The following is a 25,684-nucleotide window of genomic DNA, read 5'->3' as shown; positions in this document are numbered from 1 at the left end:
AGAAGTCCGGGCCTTTGCGCCACAGGACTGCATCCGAGTGTTTCTTCGCTAGAAGACGAATGAATTACATAGGGTTAACGCTTAATTGACGAAGGGATACCGCACTTGACATGTGTGAGCTGCGCGCCATTGCGCGTCAATGCGCGCCACGGCGCAACACCGACCACTGGTTCCAGACGCCGAATGCAGCGATCAGCAGCAGCACCGCCGCATAGCCTTCCGTCGTGTTCAGCAACCCCAGCGGCGCCACCAGGAAGCCCGCCAGCATCGCGGGCAGGCTGAACGCGAGATAGCTCACGACGAAGATCGCCGCGAACAGTTCGCCGCGCTCGTGCGATTGCGCCAGTGGCGCCAGCGTTTGCACCAGCGCCGAGAACGCACCGCCGAAGCCGATGCCCGCCACCGCGGTGCCAACGAAGAACAGCGCGAGCGAACGAGTGGCAAGCGAGGCGAGCAGCAGCCCCAGCCCGACCGCGATGCTGGCCATGCCGAGGATGGCTGGGCGAGGTGCAGCGAAGCGGCCGAGCAACGTAGGCGCGATCGCGCCCATGCCGGAGAGCACCGCCACCGTGAGGCCGTTGACCACGCCGTTGTCGATGCCGAAAACATGCAGCATCAACGACGGCGCGAGCGACAGATACAACCCGCCGAGCGCCCACACCACGACGAACACCGGCAGCCCGCGCACGAACTCGGCCCGTGCGCGCACGGGAATCGACACGCGCGGCACCAGCGAGGCCAGCGCACCGGCGCGCGGCGTGACGGTTTCGGGCATCCACAGCACCACCGCCGCACCCAGCGCAAACACCGCGGCCAGCACGCCGAAAACCAGCATCACCGGCTGGGCCGAGAACTTCACCGCCACACCCGTCAGCAACGCGCCCAACGCCAGGCCAGCCAGCGGAGACACGCTCGTGATCAGCGCCCCCAGCCGCTTGCGCGAAGCCGGCGCGGCCTCGACCACCGCCGCGCTCAGCGCGCCGCTAGCGATGCCCGTGGCCACGCCCTGCACCACACGAGCGACGATCAGCCCGCCGATGCCGTGCGCCAGCAGGAAGAGCCCCATTGCCACCGCCTGCAGCACCAGCGCCGCCAGCACCACCGGCCGCCGGCCGATGTGGTCAGACAGCGAACCCGCCACCAGCAGCGAGATCAGCAACGCAATCGCATAGATCGCAAAAGCCACCGTGAGCAGCGATGACGAAAAGTGCCAGGCGTGCTGGAACACCACGAACAGCGGCGACGGTGCAGCCGCCGCGAAGAAAAAGGCGAACAGCACGGCGGCCAGCAACGGAAAAGCCGCGCGTGCCGGCAAGCGCCAGGGCTTGGCGCGGGCGGCGAGGTCGGAGGTGCTGACCGCGAGGTCGGGGCAGGTGGATGGCATGGCGAATCCTTAACGCAACTTTTTTTGCTTTTGTGATTCTAGACCTGAGAATCAACTAAAGCAAATATCTTTGCGTTAAAGTCCGAACATGAACGACATCGCCCTTCCCCACAAACGCCCCGGTGGCCGCAGCGCGCAAGTGCAGGCGCTGGTGCGCACCGCCCTCGAAGAACTCGTGGCCGAACAAGGGCGGGAGCGTGTGACGGTGCCGGCAGTGGCCGAGCGCGCTGGCGTCAGCGCCTCCAGCATCTACCGGCGCTGGGGCGATCTGCAGGGGTTGTTGGCGGAAACGGCCACCCACCGGCTGGACCCGAACCGTCCATTGCCAGACACCGGCGCACTACGGGCCGATCTCGAAGCCTGGGCGCGCGAACTCATCGAGCACCTGGCCAAGCCGTGCAACACCTCGCTGCTGAAAGCCGCGGCCGCGCTGGCCAACGGGGATTCGGACACCGACTGCCTGCGCAACCGCCGCAAGGAGGCGCTGACGCTGGTCGAGCAGGCACGCGCCCGTGGCGAGCACGCGCCGGAGCCGCAGCAGGTGATCGATCACCTGATTGCGCCGATCGTGTTTCGCCTTGTGTTTGGAGTGGACCCGGTGAAGCCGGAGTTGGCGGGGCGGCTGGTGGACGAGCTGTTCGTGCTCAGTTCGTCTTGACTTCCTTCGCCAGCCCCAGCTTGTCGATGATCACCTTCTCCCTCACCACCGTCTCCTGCGCAAACTTGGTGTACGTCGCCGAGCTCATGTAGTTCGGCAGCATGTCGTAGCGCCCCAGCGCGGTCACGTAGCTCGGCTCTTCCATCGCCTGTTTGAACGCGTCGTGCAGCTTCTTCACCACCTCGGGCGGCGTGCCCTTGGGCGCGCCGATGCCGAAGGGCGAGTTCTGCACCACGTCGTAGCCCAGCTCCTTCAGCGTGGGCGCGTCGGGGAACTTGGCCAGGCGCTTCTCGCCCCAGGTGTTCAGCACGCGCAGCTTGCCCGCCTCGACCTGCGGCGCGAAGCCGGTGCTGTCGGCGGCGGCCATCAGCTGGCCGCTGACCACCGCGAGCATCAGGTCGGCGCTGCCCTTGTAGGGCACGTGCTGCAGCTCGATGCCAGCCTTCTGCGCGACGATCTCGGTCGTCAGGTGCGGGCTGGTCAGCGTGCCGGTGGAGCCGTAGGTGAGCTTGCCGGGGTTGGCCTTGGCGTAGGCAACGAAGTCGGCCCAGGTCTTGAAGGGGCTGTTGGCCGGCACGACGATGCCGAAGGCGTAGCCCGTGACGTTGATGACGTACGTGATGTCCTTCAGCGGGTCCCAGTTGATCTTGGTGGTGTAGCCCAGGCGGAACACGCCGAGCGGGATCTGCGCGACGGTGTAGCCATCGGGCTGCGAGGTCTGCAGCGCCTGCGCGGGCAGCGTGCCGCCGGCGCCGGGCTTGTTGTCGATGATCACCGGCTGGCCGAGGATCTTGCTCGCGTTCTCCGCAAGCTGGCGCATGGTGATGTCGGTCGGGCCGCCGGCCGGGAAAGCGATCACCAGCTTGATGGGCTTGGCGGGAAAGCCTTGCGCGAACGCCGCCATGGGAGAAACAAGGCCGCAAGCGGCGAGCGCGGCGGCGGCGCGGAGGAATGTGGTGCGGCGGAGCATGGCTGACTGGATCCTGACTTTGAAAGCGCCGATTGGGCCCCGCCCCGTTGGGGAAGGCAATCGGGGCTCCCCTGATTTCCCGGGGAAAACAGGGCCATTCGCGGCATCCGAGTCGCCTGCGCGTCAGCGCGGCATGTGCTGACTACGCCTGCCCGAAACCTTCGAGCACGTTCACAGCATTCACGCCCACTTCGGCCACCGCATAGCCGCCCTCGAACACGAACACCGTCGGCAGTCCCGCGCGCGCCAGGTCTTCGCCCATGCGCAGGTAGTCGTCGCTCTTGAGCTTGAAGCCCGAGATCGGATCGCCCTCGAAGGTGTCGACGCCGAGCGAGACCACGAGCGCGCCGGCCTTCACCGCCGCGATGCGCTCGAGCGCGGTCTTCAGCGCCGCGCGCCAGGCCGCGAAGTCCGTGCCGCGCGGCAGCGGCAGGTTGTGGTTGAAACCCTCGCCCTGCCCCGCGCCGCGCTCGTCGGCGTGGCCCAGGTAGTACGGGTAATCGGTCAGCGGGTCGCCGTGCAGGCTCGCGAAGTGCACGTCGCTGCGCTCGTAGAAGATGGCCTGCGTGCCGTTGCCGTGGTGGTAGTCCACATCGAGCACGGCCACGCGTTCGACGCCCGCGTCACGCAGCGCCTGCGCCGCGACGGCGGCGTTGTTGATGAAGCAATAGCCGCCGAAGAAGTCGGCGCCGGCATGGTGACCCGGCGGCCGCGAGAGCGAGAAGGCAGCGCGCTCGCCGCCAATGACGCGCTGCGCCGCGGTCCACGCACAGGCCGCGCCATGCCGCGCCGCCGCCCAGCTGCCGGCCATCAGCGGCGTGCCCGCATCGAAAGAGAACAGCCCCATGCGCGCCGGAAAGCTCTTCGGCAGCACGTCGGTGCGCATGCCGCGCGTGGGCCAGTACGAAGGCAGCGCATCACGCGAGACGTTGGTCGGGTCCAGCGCGACCCACTCTTCCCATGCATGCGCGATGAAGTCCAGGTAACGCGGAGCATGCACCTTGGCCAGAAGCGCCTCGTCGAAGGCGTCGGGCGTCTGCAGCGCGCCGAGGCCCCTGCGCTCCAGCTCATGCTTCACATGGTCGACGCGGGCAGGCACCTCGAAGCACGGCACGAGTTCGCCGCGGAACATCTCGACTTTGCCCTGATGAAGAACGTGCTGGTCGTTGTAGATGGTGAGCATGGAAAAAAGCAGGATCGGCGGTGATGAAGCCGCCCATCATGCCGCACGCCGCAGCACTGCCCGTCGCCGGCCCGAGGCCGTGAGGCCGAACAAGTCCTTCGGGTCATCGAGCTCGGGCACCAGCGCAATCTGCTGGCCGATGCCGCGCTCCGTGGCAAGGCGCTGGATGTAGCGCAGCGCCGTGTAGTCCTCCAGCGCGAAGCCCACCGAATCGAACAGCGTGACCTGTGCGGGGGTCTCGCGGCCGGACACTTCGCCGAGCAGCACGCGCCACAGCTCGTGCACCGGAAAGTCGGCGGGCATCTGCTGGATCTCGCCCTCGACGCGGGTCTGCGGCTCGTACTCGACGAACACGCGCGCCTTGCGCAGCACGTCGGGGTGCAGCTCGGTCTTGCCGGGCGAATCGCCACCCACGGCGTTGATGTGCATGCCGGGCTCGATCATGTCGGGCGTGAGCACGGTCGCACGCCCCTGGCAGGCGGTGACGGTGGTGACGATGTCGGCGCCGCGCACCGCCTCGGCCACGGAGTGCGCGCGCACGATGTCCAGCGACGTGCAGGCCGACAGGTGGCGCACCAGCTTGTCGGTGGCGTGCGGGTCGGTGTCGAACACGCGCACTTCTTCGATGCCCAATAGCGCATGAAAAGCCAGTGCCTGGAACTCGCTCTGCGAGCCGTTGCCGATCAGCGCGAGGCTGCGCGAATCGGGTCGCGCCAAGGCCTGCGCCGCCATCGCCGAGGTGGCGGCCGTGCGCAACGCGGTGGTGAGCGTGAGCTCCGACAGCAGCACCGGATAGCCCGTATCGACTTCCGCCAGCACGCCGAAAGCCATGACTGTCGGCAGCCCGACCTGCGTGTTGTGCGGATGTCCGTTGACGTACTTGAAGGCATAGGCGCCGTCGTCGGCCACGGGCATCAACTCGATCACGCCCAGGTGCGAATGGCTGGCCACGCGCGCCTTCTTGTCGAACTCGCGCCACCGCAGGAAGTCGTCGCGCAGCGCGTCGGCCAGCGCGGTGAGGAACTGGGGAATGCCTGTCTCGTCCACCAGGCGGACCAGGCTGTGAACATCGATGAAGCGGGTCATGGCGCGGCTCCTTGCGTAGCCCCCGGCACGGCGCTTCATCCCCTCACATGTTCACTCCACCATGGCTGATTCAGGATGCGCCTGCGCCAAGGGTTCGAGCCATTGTGCGCCTGCTTGCTGGCCTTTGCGAGCCCCGGTCCTGCCAACCGTCAGTCGTGCCTGTGCTCTTCGATGTTGCGCTCAAGAAAGCGCCACAGCCGCTCGTCTTCGCTGAAGGCCACGTTGAATCGGAGCCAGCCGGTGGGATGCGGGTTGACCAGGAACAGCTGGCCCGGGCCGAGCATGATGCCTTCCGCCGCGGCGCGCCGCGAGAGCTCGGCGCTGTCGGCAATGTCCGGGTGCCGGGCCCACAGGTACATGCCGGCCGCGGCTTCATGGAACAGCTCGAAGCCAAGCCCGTCCAGCCGCCTCGCGACACTGCCTTGCGCCTGCGCGAGCCTGTCGCGCAGGGCTTTGAGATGCTTGCGCCAGCGGCCGTCGGTCACGGTGCCGAAGGCCAGGCGCTCGGTGATGTCGGACGAGGTGAGGCCCGAAACCATCTTGAGCTGCGCCAGCTCTTCGAGCAGCTCCGGCTGGGCGACCACATAGCCGACGCGGATGTTCGGCGAGATGGTCTTCGAGTAGCTGCCCACGTAGACCACGCGGCGCAGTTGCCCCAGGCTGGCGAGCGAGGGGCGCATCGATGCGTCCATCTCGGCGTAGATGTCGTTCTCTACCAGCGTGAAATCGTGCGTCTGGGCCAGCTGGAGCAGTTGCACCAGTTGCGGCAGCGAAGCCATCGAGCAGGTCGGGCTCTGCAGCCGGGGCTGGGTGAAGAAGGCCTTGGGCCGGTGCACCGCGAGCAGCGCCTCGAGCGCGGGCATGTCGTAGCCCGTCGGGGTGCGCGGCACGCCGATGATCTCCACGCCCAGGAAGCGCAGCATGAACATCAGGTTCGGATAACCCGGGTCGTCCACCAGCACCGAATCGCCCGGCTTCAGCAGGCGGCGCGCGACCAGGTCCAGCGCCTGGCTGGAACCCTGGGTCAGCAGGACCTGCGCAGCCTCGACCACGATCTGCTGCTCCGACAGCGCCTCGGCCGTTGCCATGCGCAGCGCCATGTGGCCGAAGGGCAGGCCGTAGCCGCCGATGTCGGTGCCTTCGGAGGCCAGGTGGCGCAGGCTGCGGCGCATGCCGTCCTCGAACAGCCAGTCGTGCGGCAGCCAGCCGCAGCCGGGCTTGAGCGGGAGGTTGCGGTTCTCGAAGATCTGCTGCAGATACCAGCGGGCGTCGAAGCGGGGGTCCGGGCGGGGCACGCTGGCCGCACCGGCGGCGCTGTCTTCGCTGCGCCGCTTGACGAAGAAGCCCGCGTTGGCGCGCGAGACCAGCAGGCCCTGCGCCACCAGCCGGTCGTAGGCCTCGACCACCGTGAAGACACTGACGCCGTGGGCCGCGGCAAAGGCGCGGATCGACGGCAGCTTGCTGTCGGCCTTGAGCTTCTGGGCGCCTATCAGTCCGCGCAGCCCTTCCACGATCTGGCTTACCAGCGGCGTCGGCTGTTCGGGGCGAAGAATGAGCATCGGGGGTGTCTCCGGCAGTCCGGCCTGCACCATATTGAGGAAAGTATGTACAGGATACAAGACCAGTACAGTCTTCCGGGCGATCACTTCCGGTGTACATGGCTGGATCGAATCGCGCGACCTAGAGTGCCGGGATTCCTTCTTCACAGCACCAAAGCACAGGTCGTACCATGCAACGCGAACCCCACCTCAGCAACGCCGCCCTCATGGCCCGCCGCAATGCGGCCGTCGCCCGCGGCGTCGGCCAGGCCCATGAAATCTTCGTCAGCCGGGCCGCCAACGCCGAACTGTGGGACGTCGAGGGCCGCCGCTACATCGACTTCGCCGGCGGCATCGCGGTGCTCAACACCGGCCACTGCCATCCGGAGATCAGCGCCGCCGTCAAGGCGCAGGTAGATCTTTATTCGCACACCTGCTTCCAGGTGGTGGCCTACGAGCCCTATGTGGAGCTGGCCGAGCGCCTGAATGCACTGGCACCGGGCGCGTTCGCGAAGAAGTCGATCTTCCTGAGCACCGGCGCCGAGGCGGTGGAGAACGCCGTCAAGATCGCCCGCGCCCACACCCGGCGCCCCGGCGTCATTGCCTTCACCGGCGGCTACCACGGCCGCACGATGATGACGCTCGGCCTCACCGGCAAGGTGGCCCCGTACAAGATCGGCTTCGGCCCGTTCCCGGGCGAGGTGTTCCATGCGCTGTACCCGAATGCGCTGCACGGCGTGAGCGTGGACGATGCACTGCATTCGGTCGAGCTGCTGTTCAAGAACGACATCGAGCCCGAGCGCGTGGCGGCCTTCATCCTGGAGCCGGTGCAGGGCGAGGGCGGCTTCTACGTGGCGCCCAACGACTTCGTCGAAGGCCTGCGCGCGCTGGCGGACCGCCACGGCATCCTGATCATTGCCGACGAGGTGCAGACCGGCGCGGGCCGCACCGGCACCTGGTTCGCCAGCGAGCAGTGGCCCGTGGCGCCCGACCTGATCACCACCGCCAAGTCGATGGCGGGCGGCTTCCCCATCTCCGGCGTGGTGGGCCGCGCCGAGGTAATGGACGCCCCCGCGCCCGGCGGCCTGGGCGGCACCTATGCCGGCAGCCCCATCGGCTGCGCCGCGGCGCTCGCGGTGCTGAAAGTGTTCGACGACGAGCAACTGCTGGCGCGCAGCCGGGCGCTGGGCGAGCGGCTCACGGCCGGCCTGCGCCGCATCGCGGCCGATGTGCCTGCCATCGGCGACGTGCGCGGGCTCGGCGCCATGGTGGCCGTCGAGCTGTTCGAGCAGGGCGACACGTCGCACCCCGATGCCGCGCTGACCCGCAAGGTGGTCGCGGAGGCGGCGCGGCGCGGGTTAATCCTGCTGTCATGCGGCACCTACGGCAATGTAATTCGCGTACTGGTGCCGCTCACGGCATCCGACTTGCTTGTGGACGAAGGCCTGGCGCTTCTCGCGGACAGCTTCGCCGCACTGCGCTGATCGACAGATCCTTTCCTTAATTCCTCCTCCATGACAGCAGAACCCTTGGTGCGCTTCCAGCGCGTCCAGAAAACCTACGACGGCGAACACCTGGTGGTGCGCCAGCTCGATCTGGACATTCACCGTGGCGAGTTCCTGAGCCTGCTCGGGCCTTCGGGGTCGGGCAAGACCACCACGCTGATGATGCTGGCGGGCTTCGAATCGCCGACCTCGGGCGAGATCCTGCTCGACGGCAAGCAGATCACCGGCACGCCGCCGCACAAGCGGAACTTCGGCATGGTCTTCCAGAACTACGCGCTGTTTCCGCACCTGAGCGTGGGCCAGAACGTGGCCTATCCGCTCACCGTGCGCAAGGTGCCCAAGGACGAGCAGCAGCGCCGCGTGCAGCGCGCGCTCGACATGGTGCAGCTGCGCGGCATGACCGACCGCCTGCCCGGCCAGCTCTCGGGCGGCCAGCAGCAGCGCGTGGCGCTGGCGCGCGCGCTGGTGTTCGAGCCCCAGCTGGTGCTGATGGACGAGCCGCTCGGCGCGCTCGACAAGCAGCTGCGCGAGCACATGCAGATCGAGCTCAAGGACCTGCACCGCCAGCTGGGCGTGACCTTCGTCTACGTGACGCACGACCAGGGCGAGGCGCTCACCATGAGCGACCGCGTGGCGGTGTTCAACGAAGGCGTGATCCAGCAGCTGGACACGGTCGACCGGCTGTACGAGACGCCTTCCAACCGCTTCGTGGCCGGCTTTGTCGGCGACAACACGGTGCTCAAGGGCCAGCTGGGCCAACAGGGCCGCAGTGGCGAGCATGCAGAAATGAAGCTGCCCGACGGCCGCGTGCTGCACGGGCTCAACGTCAGCGGCGCTGCCGCGGGCGCGACCGTCGAGGCCTGCATCCGCCCCGAGCGGGTGGTGCTGCACCGCAGTCCGCCCGCGCCGCGCGCCAACATGCTCGCCGCCCAGGTGGCGCGCGTCATCTACTTCGGCGACCACCTGCGGCTGCTGTGCAGCGTCGGCGGCGACCAGGCCGAAGCCACCGTGAAGCTGCCGCTGAACGGCCTCGAAGGTGCCGCCGCGCCGCAGGCCGGCGAAGCGGTGGTGCTCGAATTTCCGACGGCGCATGCGCGCATCTATGCCTCCTGAATCCGGCTTGTTGTTCCCTCGTTTCCTTTCTTTGCTTTCATCACCCAGGAAGACTTCCACCATGAAAAAGACTCTCCTCGCCTGCACCGTCGCCGCCAGCTTCGCACTGCCGGCCTTTGCCCAGCAGCAGCTCACCGTGGTCAACTTCGGCGGCGCCAACGCCAATGCGCAGAAGAAGGCCTACTACGAGCCCTTCGAGAAGACCGGCACCAAGATCATTCCGGTCGAATACAACGGCGAGCAGGCCAAGATCAAGGCCATGGTCGAGACGAAGAAGGTCACCTGGGACGTGGTCGAGGTCGAGTCGCCCGACGCGGCACGCGGCTGCGACGAGGGCCTGTTCGAGAAGCTCGACTATTCCAAGATCGGCAGCAAGGCCGACTTCCTGCCGGCCGCCGTCACCGACTGCGGCGTGGGCCTCTTCGTGTGGTCGACCGTGATGGCCTACAACGGCGAGAAGCTCAAGACCGCGCCCAGCAGCTGGGCCGATTTCTGGGACGTGAAGAAGATCCCCGGCAAGCGCGGCATGCGCAAGGGCGCGCGCTACAACCTCGAGTTCGCGCTCATGGCCGACGGCGTGAAGCCGGCCGATGTCTACAAGGTGCTCGGCACCAAGGAAGGCGCCGACCGCGCATTCAAGAAGCTCACCGAACTCAAGCCGAACATCCAGTGGTGGGAGGCCGGCGCGCAGCCGCCGCAGTTCCTGGTGGCCGGCGACGTGGTGCTGACCACCGTCTACAACGGCCGCATCGACGCGGCCAACCGCGAAGGGCGCGACCTCAAGATCTACTGGCCGGGCGGCATCTACGACCTCGACTACCTGGTGATCCCGAAGGGCGCACCGAACAAGGAAGCCTCGCTGAAGTACATCCAGTTCGCGATGCAACCGGCCAACCAGGCGGTCTATGCCCAGAACATCGCCTACGGCCCCACCAACACCAAGGCGCTGACTTCGCTGAGCAGCAAGGTGCTGGCCGACCTGCCGACCTCGTCGACCAACGCCAAGGATGCGCTGCAGTTCAACGTCGGCTTCTGGGCCGACCAGGGCGAGGCGCTCGAGAAGCGCTTCGCATCCTGGGCCACGCAGTAAACGGGCAAACGAGCGAGCGCGAAAGAGTCCATGCACGCGGCAACGTCTGTCCCCCTGGTTCCAGCAGAAGCGCCGCCCGGCGAACTGCGGCGTGCGCTGGCGCGCGCCGAAGCCCGCCGAAAGTGGCGCGCGTTTGCGCTCACGGTGCCGCTGCTGGTGTTTCTGCTGCTGACGCTGCTGGTGCCCATCGTGGCGCTGCTGCAGCGTGCGGTAGAAAACCCCGAGGTGGCCAACGCGCTGCCGCGCACCGTGCGCGCTCTCGACGGCTGGAACCGCAAGGAGGCGCCCGCGCCAGCGGCCTTTGCAGCCATCGCGGCCGATCTCGCCCAGCTGCCCGACAGCTCCGACGCGGGCGCCCTGGCGCGCCGCCTCAACACCGAGATCGCCGGCGCCCGCTCGCTGGTGATGGGCACCTTCCGTGCGCTGCCGATTGCCGGCACGCCGGAAGAGGTCAAGGCGCGCATGCTGGAGCTCGACCCGCGCTGGGGCGAGGCGCCGTACTGGCAGGCGATTGCCAAGAACGGCTCGCGCTGGACGCCCGACTACCTGCTCGCCTCGGTCGACCTGCGGCGCGACGTGGCCGGCGAGGTCGAGCGCATGCCCGCCGACCAGCGCGCCTTTGCCGGCATCCTGCTGCGCACCTTCCAGATCAGCGCCGTCGTCACCTTCTTCTGCCTGCTGCTGGCCTATCCGCTGGCGTGGTGGCTGTCGACGCTGCCCGCGCGCAAGGCCAACGTGCTGATGATCCTGGTGCTGGTGCCGTTCTGGACTTCCATCCTGGTGCGCGTGGCGGCCTGGATCGTGCTGCTGCAGTCCGAGGGGCTGGTCAACCGGGGCCTCATGGGCATCGGCCTGATCGACCATCCGCTGGCGCTGCTGTTCAACCGCACCGGCGTGATCATCGCGATGGTGCACATCCTGCTGCCCTTCATGATCCTGCCGCTGTACAGCGTCATGAAGAGCGTGCCGCCCACCTACCTGCGCGCGGCCGTCTCGCTGGGCAGCTCGCCGCTGGCGGCCTTCTTCCGCGTGTACGTGCCGCAGACCTACCCGGGCATCGGCGCCGGCGCGCTGCTGGTCTTCATCCTGGCGATCGGCTACTACGTGACGCCGGCGCTGCTCGGCGGCGCGGACGACCAGATGCTGAGCTACTACATCGCGCGCTACACCAATGTCGAAATCAACTGGGGCATGGCGTGCGCACTGGGCTCCGTGCTGCTGGTCGCCACGCTGATTCTGTATGCCGTGTACCGCCGCATCGGCAAGGCTGAGCTGAGCCTCGGTTGAGTAGCACGAAAAGCCGCATGAAAGACAGACAAGCATGTTGAAGCTTCCCCAATTCCCGGCCTATGCCACCTTCGCCGACAAGCTCGGCTGGTGGCTGGTGCGCGGCGGCTGTGTCGCGGTGCTGGCCTTCCTGCTGGCGCCGATCCTGGTGGTGATTCCGCTGTCGTTCTCCGACAGTTCGTTCCTGGCCTACCCGATTCCCGGCTGGTCGCTGCGGTGGTATCGCAACCTCTTCGAATCGCCCGAGTGGGCACGCGCGGCGCGCAACAGTTTCATCGTCGCGCCGGCCGCCACGGTGCTGGCCACCGTGCTGGGCACGCTGGCGGCGGTGGGGTTGTCGCGCACGAGCTTCGCCTTCAAGGGCCTGCTCATGAGCGTGCTGATCTCGCCGATGGTGGTGCCGATCGTGGTGGTGGGCGTCGCCACGTATCTCTACTTCGCGCCCATCGGCCTGGCCGACACCTACTTCGGGCTGATCGTGGTGCATGCGGCGCTGGGCGCGCCCTTCGTGCTGACCACGGTGCTCGCCACGCTGGCCGGCTTCAACCAGAACCTGGTGCGCGCATCGCTGAGCCTGGGCGAGACACCGTTCAGGACCTTCATGCGCGTCACGCTGCCGGTGATTGCGCCGGGCGTGATCTCGGGCGCGCTGTTCGCCTTTGCCACTTCATTCGACGAGGTCGTGGTCACGCTGTTCCTCGCGGGGCCGGACCAGGTCACGCTGCCGCGCCAGATGTTCACCGGCATCCGCGAGAACATCTCGCCCACCATCGCCGCCGTGGCGACGCTGCTGATCATCTTCACCACCACGCTGCTGCTCGCGCTCGAATGGCTGCGCGGCCGGCGGCGTTGAACCCGCACACGCACGATGCCCACCACCACAACACCGAACCAGCCGCTGGGCGGCAACACCATGCCGCGCTTCGCCGGCCCCGGCACGATGATGCGGCTGCCCGCTGCAACGTCTCCGGCAGGGCTGGACGCGGCATTCATCGGCGTGCCGCTGGACATCGGCACTTCCAACCGGCCGGGCGCGCGCTTCGGGCCGCGCCAGATCCGTGCGGAGTCGGCATTGCTGCGGCCCTACAACATGGCCACCGGCGCGGCGCCTTTCGACAAGCTGAACGTGGCCGACCTGGGCGACGTGCCGATCAACACCTATTCGCTCGAAAAATCGATCGACATCATCTCGGACTTCTACGACACGGTGCTGGCCGCCGGCTGCGCGCCGCTGACGCTGGGCGGCGACCACACCATCGCGTTGCCGATCCTGCGCGCATTGGCGCGCAAACATGGCCCGGTGGCGCTGGTGCATGTGGATGCGCATGCGGACGTGAACGACGACATGTTCGGCGAGCGCATCGCGCACGGCACACCGTTCCGGCGCGCCGTCGAAGAGGGCCTGCTGGCCTGCGACAAGGTCTGGCAGATCGGCCTGCGCGGCACCGGCTATGCGGCGGACGATTTCGACTGGCCGCGCGAACAGGGCTTCACAGTGGTGCAGGCGCACGAGGTCTGGTACCAGTCGCTGGCGCCGCTGATGGCGCAGGTGCGCGAGCGCATCGGGCCGACGCATCCGGTCTACATCAGCTTCGACATCGACGGCATCGATCCCTCGTTCGCCGGTGGCACCGGCACGCCGGAGATCGGTGGGCTCACCGTGCCGCAGGCGCTGGAGATCGTGCGCGGCTGCCGCGGGCTGAACGTGGTGGGCGCCGACCTGGTAGAGGTCAGCCCGCCGTACGACACGAGCGGAAACACTGCGCTGCTCGGGGCCAATCTGCTTTACGAAATGCTCTGCGTGCTTCCCGGCGTACCTTTCCGCTGAACCGGGTGCTTGCACCGGCTACTCATTTCTTTAGAGACAACACGACACCATGGACACGAAGACATCTCCCCTGGCACTGCTGAACGACCCGACCTTGCTCAAGACCGATGCGCTGATCGCAGGCGAGTGGATTGCGGGCGCGAGCCGCTTCGACGTGAACGACCCGGCCACCGGCCGGAAGCTGGTCGACGTGGCCAACCTCACGCGCACAGACGCCGCGCACGCCATCGCCGCCGCCAACAAGGCGCTCGCCGCCTGGCGCGGCAAGACCGGCAAGGAGCGCAGCATCGTGCTGCGCAAGTGGTTCGACCTGCTGATCGCCAACACCGAAGACCTGGGCCGCCTGATGACCGCCGAGCAGGGCAAGCCTTTTGCCGAAGCCAAGGGCGAGGTCGCCTACGGCGCGAGCTTCATCGAGTGGTTTGCCGAGGAAGCCAAGCGCGTGAACGGCGAGGTGCTGCCGCAGTTCGACAACAACCGCCGCCTGTTGGTGATGAAGCAGCCCATCGGCGTGTGCGCGGCGATCACGCCGTGGAATTTTCCGCTGGCCATGATCACCCGCAAGGTGGCGCCGGCACTGGCCGCGGGCTGCACGGTGGTCATCAAGCCGGCCGAACTCACGCCGCTGACCGCGCTGGCCGCTGCGGAGCTGGCCGTGCGGGCCGGCATTCCGGCGGGCGTGCTCAACGTGCTCACGGCCGACAGCCAGAACAGCATCGCGATCGGCAAGGAGCTGTGCGAGAGCGACGTCGTGCGCCACCTGAGCTTCACTGGCTCCACCGAAGTGGGCCGCATCCTGATGAGCCAGTGCGCGCCGACGGTCAAGAAGCTGTCGCTGGAACTGGGCGGCAACGCACCTTTCCTGGTGTTCGACGACGCGGATGTGGATTCGGCGGTCGAAGGCGCCATCGCGAGCAAGTACCGCAACGCCGGCCAGACCTGCGTGTGCGCGAACCGGCTGTATGTGCAGGAAGGCATCTACGACGCCTTCGTCGAGAAGTTCGCGGCCAAGGTCAGGGCGCTCAAGGTCGGCAACGGCTTCGAGGACGGCGTGACGCAGGGCCCGCTGATCGAGGATGCGGCCATCGACAAGGTGCAGCGCCATGTGGCCGACGCCATTGCCAAGGGTGGCAAGGTGCTGGCGGGCGGCCACAGGATGCAGGGCCAGTTCTTCGAGCCGACCGTGATTGCCGAGGCCACGCCCGACATGCTGTGCGCACGCGAAGAAACCTTCGGCCCCTTCGCGCCCGTGTTCCGCTTCAAGACCGAGCAGGACGGCATCGACGCGGCAAACAACACCGAGTTCGGCCTCGCGAGCTACTTCTACACACGCGACGTGGGCCGGATCTTTCGCGTGGCGGAAGCGCTGGAATACGGCATGGTCGGCATCAACGCCGGCGTGATCGCCACCGAGCACGTGCCCTTCGGCGGCGTGAAGCAGTCGGGCCTGGGGCGCGAAGGCTCGCACCACGGCATGGACGACTACGTGGAGATCAAGTACCTCTGCCTGGGCGATATCCAGAAATAAGAGGAGGAGGAAGAAGGCGGGGGCAAGCCCCGCCCTGCCCTGTCTATCGCGCCAGCACTGGCGCCAAGGCCACGCCGGTGTGCGTGCCGAGCCGCACCACTTCTTCCGGCGGCGCCGCCGCGACGATGCGCCCACCGGCGTTGCCGCCCTCGGGCCCGAGGTCGAGGATCCAGTCGGCCTCGGCGATCAGGTCGAGGTCGTGCTCGATCACCACCACGCTGTGGCCGCCGTTCACCAGCCGGTGCAGCACGTGGATCAGCTTCTCGACGTCGGCCATGTGCAGGCCCACGGTCGGCTCGTCGAGCACGTACAGCGTGTGCGGCGCCTTCTGGCCGCGGCGGGTGATGTCGTCGCGCACCTTGCTCAGCTCGGTCACCAGCTTGATGCGCTGCGCCTCGCCGCCCGAGAGCGTGGGCGAGGGTTGCCCCAGCGTGAGGTAGCCGAGCCCCACATCCTTCAGCAGCTGCAGCGGGTGGGCGATGTTGGGCATGCTCGCGAAGAACTCGACGGCCTCGTCGACTTCCATCTTCAGCACGTCGCCGATGCTCTTGCCGCGCCAGCTCACGGCCAGCGTCTCGGGGTTGAAGCGCGCGCCGTGGCACACCTCGCAGGGCACCTTCACGTCGGGCAGGAAGCTCATCTCGATGGTGCGCACGCCCGCGCCGTCGCAACCGGGGCAGCGACCTTCGCCGGTGTTGAAGCTGAAGCGCGCCGGGCCGTAGCCGCGCGCCTTGGCTTCGAGCGTGTCGGCGAAGAGCTTGCGGATGGTGTCCCAGAAGCCGATGTAGGTGGCCGGGCAGCTGCGCGGCGTCTTGCCGATGGGCGTCTGGTCGACTTCGAGCACGCGGTCGATGGTCTCGTAGCCCTCGACCTTGCTGCAGCCGGCCCACGCCGGGCGCTTGCCGGCGGCGTCGGCATCGCGGCCCGCCTTGGTCATGCGCTGCACCACGATGCCATGCACGTTGGCCAGCAACACGTCGCGCGCGAGCGTCGACTTGCCCGAGCCGCTGACGCCCGTGACCACCACCAGGCGATGCAGCGGCAGCGTGGCGGTCACGTCCTGCAGGTTGTGCAGGTCGGCGCCGTGCACGGTGAGCCATTCGCCGTTGTCCGTGGCCTTGGGGTTGGGCGAAGGCACGAGGCGGCGCGCCTGCAGCGGGTGCTTGATGGCATCGCGCAGGTAGCGGCCGGTCTGCGAATCGCCGGCGTTCTGGATGTCGGCCACCGAGCCCTCGGCCACCAGCCGGCCGCCACGCTTGCCCGCGCTCGGGCCGATGTCGATGATGTGGTCGGCGCGGCGGATGGTGTCTTCGTCGTGCTCCACCACCACCAGCGTGTTGCCCTTGTCGCCGAGCTTGTGCAACGCGTCGAGCAGGATCTGGTTGTCGCGCGCGTGCAGGCCGATGGTCGGCTCGTCGAGCACGTAGCACACGCCCTGCAGGTTGCTGCCGAGCTGCGCCGCCAGGCGGATGCGCTGCGCCTCGCCGCCTGAAAGCGTGGGCGCGCCACGGTCGAGCGTGAGGTAGCCCAGGCCCACTTCTTCGAGGAATTCGAGCCGGCTCTTGATCTCGGGCACGAGGTCGCGCGCGATCTCCGCCTCGCGGCCCGTGAGCGTCAGCCCCTCGAACCACTGGCGCACCTCGGTCACGCTCATGCGCGCCAGCTCGGTGATGCCGATGCCGCCCGAGCCGTCGGCCGCGGTGCCGAACCCCACGGCGCGGGCCGTGGCGTTCAGGCGCGTGCCCTCGCAGGTCGGGCAGACCACGTCGGCCAGGTCCTCGACCTCGGGTTCTGCAAAGGTCTGCTCGCGGCCCTTGTTGTCGTCGGCCAGCACGGAGTCGTCGAACACCTTGCGCTGGTCCTTGCTGAGCTTGACGCCCGTGCCCACGCAATCGGGGCACCAGCCGTGCTTGCTGTTGTAGCTGAACAGGCGCGGGTCGAGCTCGGCGTAGCTGGTGCTGCACACCGGGCAGGCGCGCAGCGTGGAGAACACGTTCACGCGGCCGATGCCGGCGGCGGACACGCCCGCCATCATCGCGGCGCGCAGGCCGTCAAGCTGGCTCAGCACGTGCACAACGCCCTTGCCGTGTTCGAGCGCCTTGGTCAGCGCCTCGCGCAGCTCGGTCTCCTTCGATGGCAGCACGTCGAGGCTGGCCACGGGCAGCTCGATGCTGTGCTCCTTGAAGCGGTCGATGCGCGGGAAGCCGGTGGTCGGCAGGAAGTCGCCGTCCACGCGCAGGTGCGTGAAGCCGCGCGGGCGCGCCCAGTCGGCCAGCTCGGTGTACACGCCCTTGCGGTTGCTCACCAGCGGCGCGAGCAGGCCGATGTGCTGGCCCTTGAAGTTGCGCATCAGCTGCGCGGCGATGCTGTCGGGCGTCTGCGGCTGCACGGCAGCGCCGTCGTGAATGCAGTGCTGGATGCCCAGCTTCACGTACAGCAGCCGCAGGAAGTGCCACACCTCGGTGGTGGTGCCCACCGTGCTCTTGCGGCCGCCACGCGACAGGCGCTGCTCGATGGCCACGGTCGGCGGAATGCCGTACACCGCGTCCACCTCGGGCCGGCCTGCCGGCTGCACGATGCTGCGCGCATAGGCGTTGAGCGATTCGAGGTACCGGCGCTGCCCTTCGTTGAAAAGAATGTCGAAGGCCAGCGTCGACTTGCCCGAGCCGCTCACGCCGGTCACCACGCTGAACTTGCCGCGCGGAATGTCGACGCTGAGGTTCTTCAGGTTGTGCTCGCGCGCGTTGACGATCTCGATCGCGTTGCTGCCCGGCGCCGTCTTCGCATTGGCGATGTAGCGGCGCGCGGCGCGCTCGGCCACCTTGTAGGCGTCGGGGCCGATGGCCAGCTCGTAGTCGGCCAGCGCGGCGCCGGTGAGCGAGGCGCGGTTCTCGCGCAGCTGCTCCGGCGTGCCTTCTGCCACCACCTGGCCACCGCCCTCGCCGCCTTCGGGGCCGAGGTCGATGAGCCAGTCGCTCGCGCGGATCACGTCGAGGTTGTGCTCGATGACGATCAGCGAATGGCCGGCGTCGAGCAGCTTGCGCAGCGCACGCATCAGCCGCGCGATGTCGTCGAAGTGCAGGCCGGTGGTCGGCTCGTCGAACAGGAAGAGCGTGCCCTTGCGCGCCACCGACTGCTTGCTCGAGGTCGCGCTCTTGGCAGCCTCGGCCAGGAAACCCGCGAGCTTCAGGCGCTGCGCCTCGCCGCCGCTCAGCGTGGGCACGGGCTGGCCGAGCTTGACGTAGTCCAGGCCCACGTCGGAAATCGGCTGCAGCACGCGCAGCACGTCGCGGTCGGCCTCGAACACCGTGGCCGCTTCGGCCACGGTGAGGTCGAGCACGTCGGCCACGTTGTAGCTCTTGCCCTTGCGCTCCACGCGCACTTCGAGGATTTCGGGGCGGTAGCGCTTGCCGTCGCAATCGGGGCAGCGCAGGTACACGTCGGACAGGAACTGCATCTCGACGTGCTCGAAGCCCGAGCCGCCGCAGGTCGGGCAGCGCCCGTCGCCGGAGTTGAAGCTGAACTTGCTCGCGGTGTAGCCGCGCTGGCGCGACAGCGCCGCAGTGGCGAAGATCTCGCGGATGGCATCCCACGCGCCCACATAGCTCGCGGGGTTGGAACGCGCGGTCTTGCCGATGGGCGACTGGTCGACGAACACAACGTCGCCCAGGTGGTCGGCGCCGAGCATGCGGTCGTGCGCGCCGGGCGTTTCCGTGGCCTTGCCGAAGTGGCGCATCAGCGCGGGCGCCAGCACGTCCTGTATCAGCGTGGACTTGCCCGAGCCGCTGACGCCGGTGACGCACACCAGGCGCGCCAGCGGAAACTCGACCGCGATGTTCTTCAGGTTGTGCTCGCGCACGCCTTCGAGAATGAGCCGGTGCGTGTTCTCGCTCACGAGCCGCTTGAAGCCCATGCCGATCTTCTTGCGCCCGCCCAGGTACTGGCCGGTGAGCGTATCGGCGTCGCGCAGCTGGTCGGTGGTGCCGTCGAACACGATCTGCCCGCCGCGCGCGCCGGGGCCCGGGCCCATGTCGATCACGCGGTCGGCGGCGAGCATCACGGCCGGGTCGTGCTCGACCACCACCAGCGTGTTGCCGGCATCGCGCAGGCGCAGCATGGCCTCGGTGATGCGATTCATGTCGCGCGGGTGCAGGCCGATGCTGGGCTCGTCGAGCACGAAGAGCGTATTGACCAGCGAGGTGCCAAGCGCCGTCGTGAGGTTGATGCGCTGCACTTCGCCGCCGCTCAGCGTGCGGCTCTGGCGGTCGAGCGTGAGATAGCCGATGCCGACGTCGTGCAGGTAGCGCAGGCGCGTGGTGATTTCTTCGAACAGCAGCTTCAGCGCCTGCGTTTCGCCTTCGCTCACCGTGTGGCCGTTGCCGTGGTGCTCGACGCGGTCGAAGAGCCTGCGCAGCCGCTCGATGGGCAGCAGCATCAGGTCGTGCAGGCACAGGCCCGGCAGGGCTTCGAGCTGCGCGCGCGTCCACTTGGCGCCCGTGGGCATGAAGCGTTTTTCGGGCGGCAGCACCGCGTCGGCGTCTTCCTTGCTGCCGATGCGCCACAGCAGGCTGTCGAGCTTCAGGCGCGCGCCGCTGCAGGTGGGGCACGGCGTGTAGCTGCGGTATTTGGACAAGAGCACGCGGATGTGCATCTTGTAGGCCTTGCTCTCCAGGTAGCCGAAGAAGCGCCGCACGCCGTACCACTGCTTGTTCCAGTTGCCTTCCTTGTAGTTGGGCGTGCCTTCGATCACCCAGTACTTCTGCTCGTCGGTGAGCTTGTTCCAGGGGGTGTCGCGCGGGATGCCGGCGGTTTCGGCGTGGCGCATGAGGTCGTCCTGCGCTTCCTTCCAGGCGGGCGTCTGGATGGTCTTGATGGCGCCGGCGCGCAGCGTGAGCTTGTCGTTCGGAATCACCAGGCCCAGGTCGACGCCGATCACGCGGCCGAAGCCGCGGCAGGTTTCGCAGGCGCCCACGGCCGAGTTGAACGAGAACATCGACGGGATCGGGTCGGCGTAGCGGATGTCGCTCTCGGGGCAGTGCAGGCCGGTGGAGAACTTCCACACATCGGTCGGTGCGTTTTCTTCGGCGCCCGTGGCGTGCACGGTGACGCGCCCGCTGCCGCGCTTGAGCGCCACCTCGATGGCCTCGACCACGCGCGAGCGCTCAGCGCTCGAGGCGCGGAAGCGGTCGGCCACCACGTCGAGCACCTTGCGCGGCCCGGTGGGCGTGGCCACCTCGCGCTCCGCCTGCACGCGCGTGAAGCCGCTGGCCGACAGCCACTGCGTGACTTCCTCGGCCGTGGTGCTCGCGGGCAACTCGACCGGAAAGGTGACCACGAGGCGCGGATCGCCCGCCGCGGCCGCGCGCTCGACGATCTGCGCGTAGATGCTGTCGGGCGAATCGTGGCGCACCGGCAGCGCGGTTTCGCGGTCGAACAGGTTGGCCGCGCGCGCGAAGAGCAGCTTCAGGTGGTCGTTCAGCTCGGTCATCGTGCCGACCGTGGAGCGCGAGGAGCGCACCGGGTTGGTCTGGTCGATGGCGATGGCGGGCGGCACGCCCTCCACCTTGTCGACGGCCGGCTTGTCCATGCGGTCCAGGAACTGGCGGGCGTAGGCGGAGAAGGTCTCCACGTAGCGCCGCTGGCCTTCGGCGTAGAGGGTGTCGAAAACGAGGCTGGACTTGCCCGAGCCGCTGGGCCCGGTGACCACCGTCATCTCGCCGGTGCGGATGTCGAGGTCGAGGTTCTGGAGGTTGTGCTGGCGCGCGCCGCGAATCCGGATGGAGCCCTGTGTCATGAGTGCCTTGGGGGGTGGGGCAAACATTCTAGGGAGTGCTACATGACGGGTTTGCGCATTGCGTCACAAGGTCGGTGGCCGCGCAGGGGTTTGTCCGGATGGAGTTTCAGACACTTTCAGAAACAAATACGACATTTGTTTTCACATGTTTCCGCGCCAGTTCCTGCATTCCCTCGAAAGACTTCCATGACAAAGACGCGCATGCTTTGCGCCGCCGCCCTGCTGGCCCTCAGCGCCGTGGGTGCGTCGGCCCAGATCCTGATCGGCCAGACCACCGGCGTGACCGGCTCGGTGGCCGCGAGCGTGAACGAGACCATCGGCGGCGCGCAGCTGCTGATCGATTCGGTCAACGCCCAGGGCGGCATCCACGGCGAGAAGATCGAAATACTGCGCATGGACGACGGCTTCGACGTGAAGCGCGCCAGCGAAAACGCTCGCGTGCTGATCGAAGACAAGAAAGTGCTGGCGCTGTTCATGAGCCGCGGCACGCCGCATTCGCAGGCCATCATCCCGTGGCTCGACAAGTACGACGTGGCGCTCATCGGCCCCTCCACCGGCGCGATGGTGCTGCACAAGCCGCTGCAGAAGCACGTGTTCAACGTGCGCGCCACCTACCAGCGCGAGGCCGAGAAGGCGGTGCAGCACCTGCTGACCATCGGCCTCACGCGGATCGCGGTGGTGCACGTGACCGACTCGTTCGGCACGGACGCACTCGAAGGCGCGATGACCGGCTTCGCCAAGGGCAAGGCCAAGCCGGTCGTGACCATTCCGGCCGACCGCGACAAGCCCGACTACAAGGTCATCGTGCCGGCCATCAAGGACGCCAATGCGCAGGCCGTGGTGTGGATCGGCTCGGGCGTTGCCGTGGTCGACGGCATCAAGGCGCTGCGCGCGGGCGGCTCGGCGGCGCAGGTGGTCACGCTGTCGAACAACGCCTCCTCGGGCTTCATCAAGCAGCTGGGAGACGCGAGCAAGGGCGTGATCGTGACGCAGGTGTTCCCGAACGAGCGCTCGCTCGGCCAGCCGATGGTGAAGGAAGCCCAGGCACTCGCACAGGCCAAGGGCCAGGCGGAGCTGTCGCCGGCCATGCTCGAAGGCTTCGCCTCGGCCAAGGTGCTGGTGGAGGCGCTGCGCCGCGCGGGCCCCAAGCCCACGCGCGCGAAGATGGTCGCTGCGCTCGAAGGCCTCAAGGGCTACGACCTGGGCGGCGGGCTTGAAGTGAGCTATTCGCCGCAGGACCACAGCGGCATCGACTTCGCGGACCTTTCGATCATCAGCGACGGGCGCTTCAAGCGCTGAGCCCCGCCCCTCGACTACGCCTTTCGAACCAACGGCCCGCCGGCAAAACCGGCGGGCCGTTGGCTCTGGGCATTCTGCAAACCTTGGTTTGACAGGGTTTCCGCGAACTGGCGGCAAGTGACGTTCAGCAACACATTACACACCTGCTGACAGAAGCACTCCGCTTCGTGGAAAGGCTTTGCTCGATGAAAAAGACGTTCACGTCCTGCGCCGTGGCGCTGCTCCTGGCCATGGCGGCCCCGGGCGCATCGGCCCAGATCCTGATTGGCCAGTCGGCCGATCTTTCGGGGCCGGTGGCGGCCAGCGTCAAGGAAACCATCATGGGCTCGCAACTGGTCATCGACCAGGTCAACGCCCAGGGCGGCATCAACGGCGAGCAGATCGAGGTGATCCGCATGGACGACGGCCTCGACGCCAAGCGCTCGCTGGAAAACACGCGCGTGCTCATCGAAGACAAGAAGGTCGTCGCGCTGCTGCTCAACCGCGGCACGCCCAACACGCTCGCGGTGATTCCGCTGCTCGACAAGTACGGCGTGGCGTTGGTCGGCCCTTCGACGGGTGCGATGGCGCTGCACAAGCCGCTGCAGAAGAACATCTTCAACGTGCGCTCGACCTATCAGCGCGAGGCCGAGAAGGCCGTGCAGCACCTGCAGACCACCGGCATCCAACGCATCGCCGTGGTGCAAGCCGACGACTCCTTCGGCAAGGACGCGATGGAAGGCGCGAACAAGGGCTTCGAGAAGGCTAACCTGAAGCCGGCCGTGGTCGCGCTGGCCGACCGCAACAAGCCCGACTTCGCGGCGATCGTTCCGCAGCTGACCAAGGCCAACGCGCAGGCGGTGCTGTGGATCGGCTCGGGCACTGCCGTGACCGACGGCATCAAGGCGCTGCGCGCCGCGGGCTCGGCGGCGCAGATCATCACGCTGTCGAACAACGCGGCCTCGGGCTTCATCAAGGAACTGGGCTCGGCGAGTGCCGGCGTGATCATCACGCAGGTGCTGCCCTACGAGCGCTCCTTCGGCCACCCGCTCATCAAGGAAGCGCTGGCGCTGGCCAAGGCCAAGGGCCAGAACGACCTGTCGCCCGCGCTGCTCGAAGGCTTCGTCGCCACCAAGGTGATGGTGGAGGCGCTGCGCCGCACGGGCCCGAAGCCCACGCGCGCAAAGCTCATCGCCACGCTCAACAACTTCCAGTACGACGTGGGCGGCGGGCTCGACGTGAGCTACTCGCCGACGGACCACACGGGCATCGACTTCGTAGACCTGTCGATCGTCAGCGACGGCAAATTCAAGAGATAAGGCGGCGCCTTACTTGGGCGCAGCGGCGGGCGCAGGCTCGTGCGTGGTGGTATCGCCACCGTGCTTCTCGCCCGACATGTCGACCTTGTCGCCGGCCTTGGAGATCACGTACAGAGCAATGGCGGCAAAGATGACGAAGCCGACGACGAGTTTCCACATGGGTGTTGTCTCCTGACGAGGTTGATTGATTCGAGGGGTTCAAGAAAAAGGCCTCATGCGGTTGGCATGAAGCCTCTTTGTTGAACGGAGGGCATGGCGCCCTCCTGTGCGAGCGACGCTCAGTCGTTCGCGTAGATGTCCACGTTCTTGGTTTCGCGGATGAAGATCGTGCCCACCACCAGCGTGATGCCGGCAATGATGATCGGATACCAAAGCCCGTTGTACATGTTGCCGGTGGAGGCCACGATGGCGAAGGCCGTGGTCGGCAGCAGGCCACCGAACCAGCCGTTGCCGATGTGGTACGGCAGGCTCATCGAGGTGTAGCGGATGCGCGTGGGGAACAGCTCGACCAGCATCGCCGCGATCGGGCCGTAGACCATGGTCACCAGCAGCACCAGCCAGAACAGCAGCAGCACCGTCATCACCTTGTTGATCTTGGCTGGGTCGGCCTTGGCCGGGTAGCCCGCAACCTTCAGGTCTTCGGCCACGCCCTTCTTGAAGGCAGCGATTTCCTTGGCGGAGTTCTCGTCGAACTTGGAGTTCGCGACGTTGCCGACCGGCGCCTCGACCGACTTGTCGCCGATCTTCACGATGGCCTTCGAACCCGGCGCGCCGGCCACGTTCTCATAGCTCACCGAGTTCTGCACGAGGTAGCGCTTGGCGATGTCGCACGAGCTGCGGAAGTCGATCTCGCGAGCCACCGGATTGCCCTGGAACGAGCAGGTCGCCGGGTCGGCCGTCACCGTGACGGCGGCCGTGGCCTGTGCGCGGGCCAGGTCGGGGTTGGCGGCTTCGGTCAGCATCTTGAAGACCGGGAAGTAGGTGACCACGGCCAGCAGGCAGCCGGCCATGATGATCGGCTTGCGGCCGATCTTGTCCGACAGCGTGCCGAACACCACGAAGAACGGCGTACCGAGCAGCAGCGCGGCGGCGATCATCAGGTTGGCCGTGGTCGCATCGACCTTCAGCTGCGCAGTCAGGAAGAAGAGCGCGTAGAACTGGCCCGAATACCAGACCACCGCCTGGCCTGCGGTGAGGCCGACCAGCGCCAGGATGACGATCTTCAGGTTCTTCCACTCGCCGAACGACTCGGACAGCGGCGCCTTCGAGGTCTTGCCCTCGGCCTTCATCTTCTGGAAGGCCGGCGATTCGCTCAGCGACAGGCGGATCCACACCGAGATGCCCAACAGCAGGATCGACACCAGGAACGGAATGCGCCAGCCCCAGTCGTTGAACACCGCTTCGCCGAGCCATTCGCGCACGCCCAGGATCACCAGCAGGCTCAGGAACAGGCCGAGCGTTGCCGTGGTCTGGATCCACGAGGTGTAGGCGCCGCGCTTGCCGTGCGGCGAGTGCTCGGCCACGTAGGTGGCGGCACCGCCGTATTCACCGCCGAGCGCCAGGCCCTGCAGCATGCGCAGTGCGATCAGGATCACCGGCGCCGCGACGCCGATGGTCGCGTAGCTGGGCAGCAGGCCGACGATGAAGGTCGACAGGCCCATGATCAGGATCGTCACCAGGAAGGTGTACTTGCGCCCGATCATGTCGCCCAGGCGGCCGAACACGATGGCGCCGAACGGACGCACCAGGAAGCCGGCGGCGAACGCCAGCAGCGCGAAGATGAAGGCCGCGCCCGCATCCAGGCCACTGAAGAACTGCTTCGCGATGATCGCGGCCAGCGAACCGTAGAGGTAGAAGTCGTACCACTCGAACACGGTGCCGAGCGAGGAGGCGAAGATGACTTTCTTCTCCTCCGCTGACATGGGCCGGGGGGCCGGATGCGGCACTCCCCTCGAATCTAGTGTGGCTGCCATTGGTCATCTCCTGTGTATGCGTTCGTTGCGGTTCCCGGCATTCGGGACCGTGAGGCATTCTTGGAGGCGCGACTGACCCGAGCCTTGCGCGAAACTGAACCGACGCTTACGGATTAGGGTGAAACCCGCGCAGCGCGTTTCAGCCTGTAA

18 protein-coding genes are annotated in these 25,684 nt (G+C 67.4%); 10 read left to right on the top strand and 8 right to left on the bottom strand.

From position 1 onward, the window contains the following. Window positions 1-136 precede the first annotated feature (136 nt). Entirely contained in the window at window positions 137-1,384 is a 1,248-nt protein-coding gene (locus BMW87_RS20755) for an MFS transporter (RefSeq protein WP_093078382.1), read from the bottom strand. 88 nt (window positions 1,385-1,472) lie between these two features. Here BMW87_RS20755 and BMW87_RS20750 point away from each other — a divergent pair, with 88 nt between their 5' ends. Next, a complete protein-coding gene (locus tag BMW87_RS20750; protein ID WP_093078380.1) occupies window positions 1,473-2,042 on the top strand; it encodes a TetR/AcrR family transcriptional regulator in 570 nt (189 codons plus the stop codon). Here BMW87_RS20750 and BMW87_RS20745 read toward each other — a convergent pair. The 4 genes from BMW87_RS20745 to BMW87_RS20730 form a co-directional block, all read right to left on the bottom strand. After that, window positions 2,029-3,012: a tripartite tricarboxylate transporter substrate binding protein gene (locus BMW87_RS20745; RefSeq protein WP_093078378.1), complete on the bottom strand. Its 984-nt coding sequence runs from the start codon at window positions 3,010-3,012 to the stop codon at window positions 2,029-2,031. The genes BMW87_RS20750 and BMW87_RS20745 overlap by 14 nt on opposite strands. 142 nt (window positions 3,013-3,154) lie before the next feature. Beyond that, on the bottom strand, window positions 3,155-4,195 hold the full coding sequence (locus BMW87_RS20740) for a histone deacetylase family protein (RefSeq protein WP_177192818.1): 1,041 nt from the start codon (window positions 4,193-4,195) through the stop codon (window positions 3,155-3,157). Window positions 4,196-4,231: 36 nt separating this feature from the next. Continuing rightward, window positions 4,232-5,281 carry an ornithine cyclodeaminase gene (locus BMW87_RS20735; protein ID WP_093078375.1) on the bottom strand — a complete coding sequence of 350 codons (1,050 nt, stop codon included), beginning with the start codon at window positions 5,279-5,281 and terminating at the stop codon, window positions 4,232-4,234. Window positions 5,282-5,430: 149 nt separating this feature from the next. Further along, window positions 5,431-6,840 carry an aminotransferase-like domain-containing protein gene (locus tag BMW87_RS20730; protein ID WP_093056784.1) on the bottom strand — a complete coding sequence of 470 codons (1,410 nt, stop codon included), beginning with the start codon at window positions 6,838-6,840 and terminating at the stop codon, window positions 5,431-5,433. A 170-nt stretch (window positions 6,841-7,010) separates the two neighbouring features. Between BMW87_RS20730 and gabT the strand changes: the two genes are divergently transcribed. The 7 genes from gabT to BMW87_RS20695 all read left to right on the top strand — a co-directional run bounded on the left by gabT (window position 7,011) and on the right by BMW87_RS20695 (window position 15,170). After that, a complete protein-coding gene (gene gabT, locus BMW87_RS20725; RefSeq protein WP_093078373.1) occupies window positions 7,011-8,303 on the top strand; it encodes a 4-aminobutyrate--2-oxoglutarate transaminase in 1,293 nt (430 codons plus the stop codon). Window positions 8,304-8,333: 30 nt separating this feature from the next. Continuing rightward, complete coding sequence (locus tag BMW87_RS20720; RefSeq protein WP_093078372.1) at window positions 8,334-9,437, top strand: ABC transporter ATP-binding protein; 1,104 nt, start codon at window positions 8,334-8,336, stop codon at window positions 9,435-9,437. 61 nt (window positions 9,438-9,498) lie between these two features. Next, window positions 9,499-10,527 (top strand): ABC transporter substrate-binding protein, encoded by a 1,029-nt coding sequence (locus BMW87_RS20715; protein WP_093056723.1) that lies wholly within the window; start codon window positions 9,499-9,501, stop codon window positions 10,525-10,527. Window positions 10,528-10,557: 30 nt separating this feature from the next. Next, on the top strand, window positions 10,558-11,814 hold the full coding sequence (locus tag BMW87_RS20710; RefSeq protein WP_093056724.1) for an ABC transporter permease: 1,257 nt from the start codon (window positions 10,558-10,560) through the stop codon (window positions 11,812-11,814). A 34-nt stretch (window positions 11,815-11,848) separates the two neighbouring features. After that, complete coding sequence (locus BMW87_RS20705) at window positions 11,849-12,667, top strand: ABC transporter permease (RefSeq protein ID WP_093056725.1); 819 nt, start codon at window positions 11,849-11,851, stop codon at window positions 12,665-12,667. Between the two features lie 15 nt (window positions 12,668-12,682). Beyond that, complete coding sequence (gene speB / locus BMW87_RS20700; protein ID WP_093078370.1) at window positions 12,683-13,642, top strand: agmatinase; 960 nt, start codon at window positions 12,683-12,685, stop codon at window positions 13,640-13,642. Window positions 13,643-13,691: 49 nt separating this feature from the next. Beyond that, the gene (locus BMW87_RS20695; protein ID WP_093078368.1) at window positions 13,692-15,170 is read left to right on the top strand and encodes an NAD-dependent succinate-semialdehyde dehydrogenase; all 1,479 of its coding nucleotides are present in this window, start codon (window positions 13,692-13,694) and stop codon (window positions 15,168-15,170) included. A gap of 43 nt (window positions 15,171-15,213) precedes the next feature. Here BMW87_RS20695 and uvrA read toward each other — a convergent pair whose 3' ends face one another. Beyond that, window positions 15,214-20,964: an excinuclease ABC subunit UvrA gene (gene uvrA, locus BMW87_RS20690; protein WP_093078367.1), complete on the bottom strand. Its 5,751-nt coding sequence runs from the start codon at window positions 20,962-20,964 to the stop codon at window positions 15,214-15,216. 186 nt (window positions 20,965-21,150) lie between these two features. On the opposite strand from uvrA, the gene BMW87_RS20685 reads away from it, so the two are divergent. Continuing rightward, on the top strand, window positions 21,151-22,263 hold the full coding sequence (locus BMW87_RS20685; RefSeq protein WP_093078365.1) for an ABC transporter substrate-binding protein: 1,113 nt from the start codon (window positions 21,151-21,153) through the stop codon (window positions 22,261-22,263). A 185-nt stretch (window positions 22,264-22,448) separates the two neighbouring features. Further along, on the top strand, window positions 22,449-23,561 hold the full coding sequence (locus tag BMW87_RS20680) for an ABC transporter substrate-binding protein (protein ID WP_093056730.1): 1,113 nt from the start codon (window positions 22,449-22,451) through the stop codon (window positions 23,559-23,561). Between the two features lie 9 nt (window positions 23,562-23,570). Here BMW87_RS20680 and BMW87_RS35130 read toward each other — a convergent pair whose 3' ends face one another. Together BMW87_RS35130 and BMW87_RS20675 are read right to left on the bottom strand one after the other, a co-directional pair. Next, a complete protein-coding gene (locus BMW87_RS35130) occupies window positions 23,571-23,720 on the bottom strand; it encodes a hypothetical protein (RefSeq protein ID WP_019656389.1) in 150 nt (49 codons plus the stop codon). 119 nt (window positions 23,721-23,839) lie between these two features. Next, a complete protein-coding gene (locus tag BMW87_RS20675) occupies window positions 23,840-25,534 on the bottom strand; it encodes an MFS transporter (protein WP_093056731.1) in 1,695 nt (564 codons plus the stop codon). Window positions 25,535-25,684 lie beyond the last annotated feature (150 nt).

It is taken from the genome of Variovorax sp. OV084 (assembly GCF_900111625.1).
Lineage (GTDB): Bacteria > Pseudomonadota > Gammaproteobacteria > Burkholderiales > Burkholderiaceae_C > Variovorax.
This window is presented reverse-complemented; position numbering and strand designations above follow the sequence as displayed.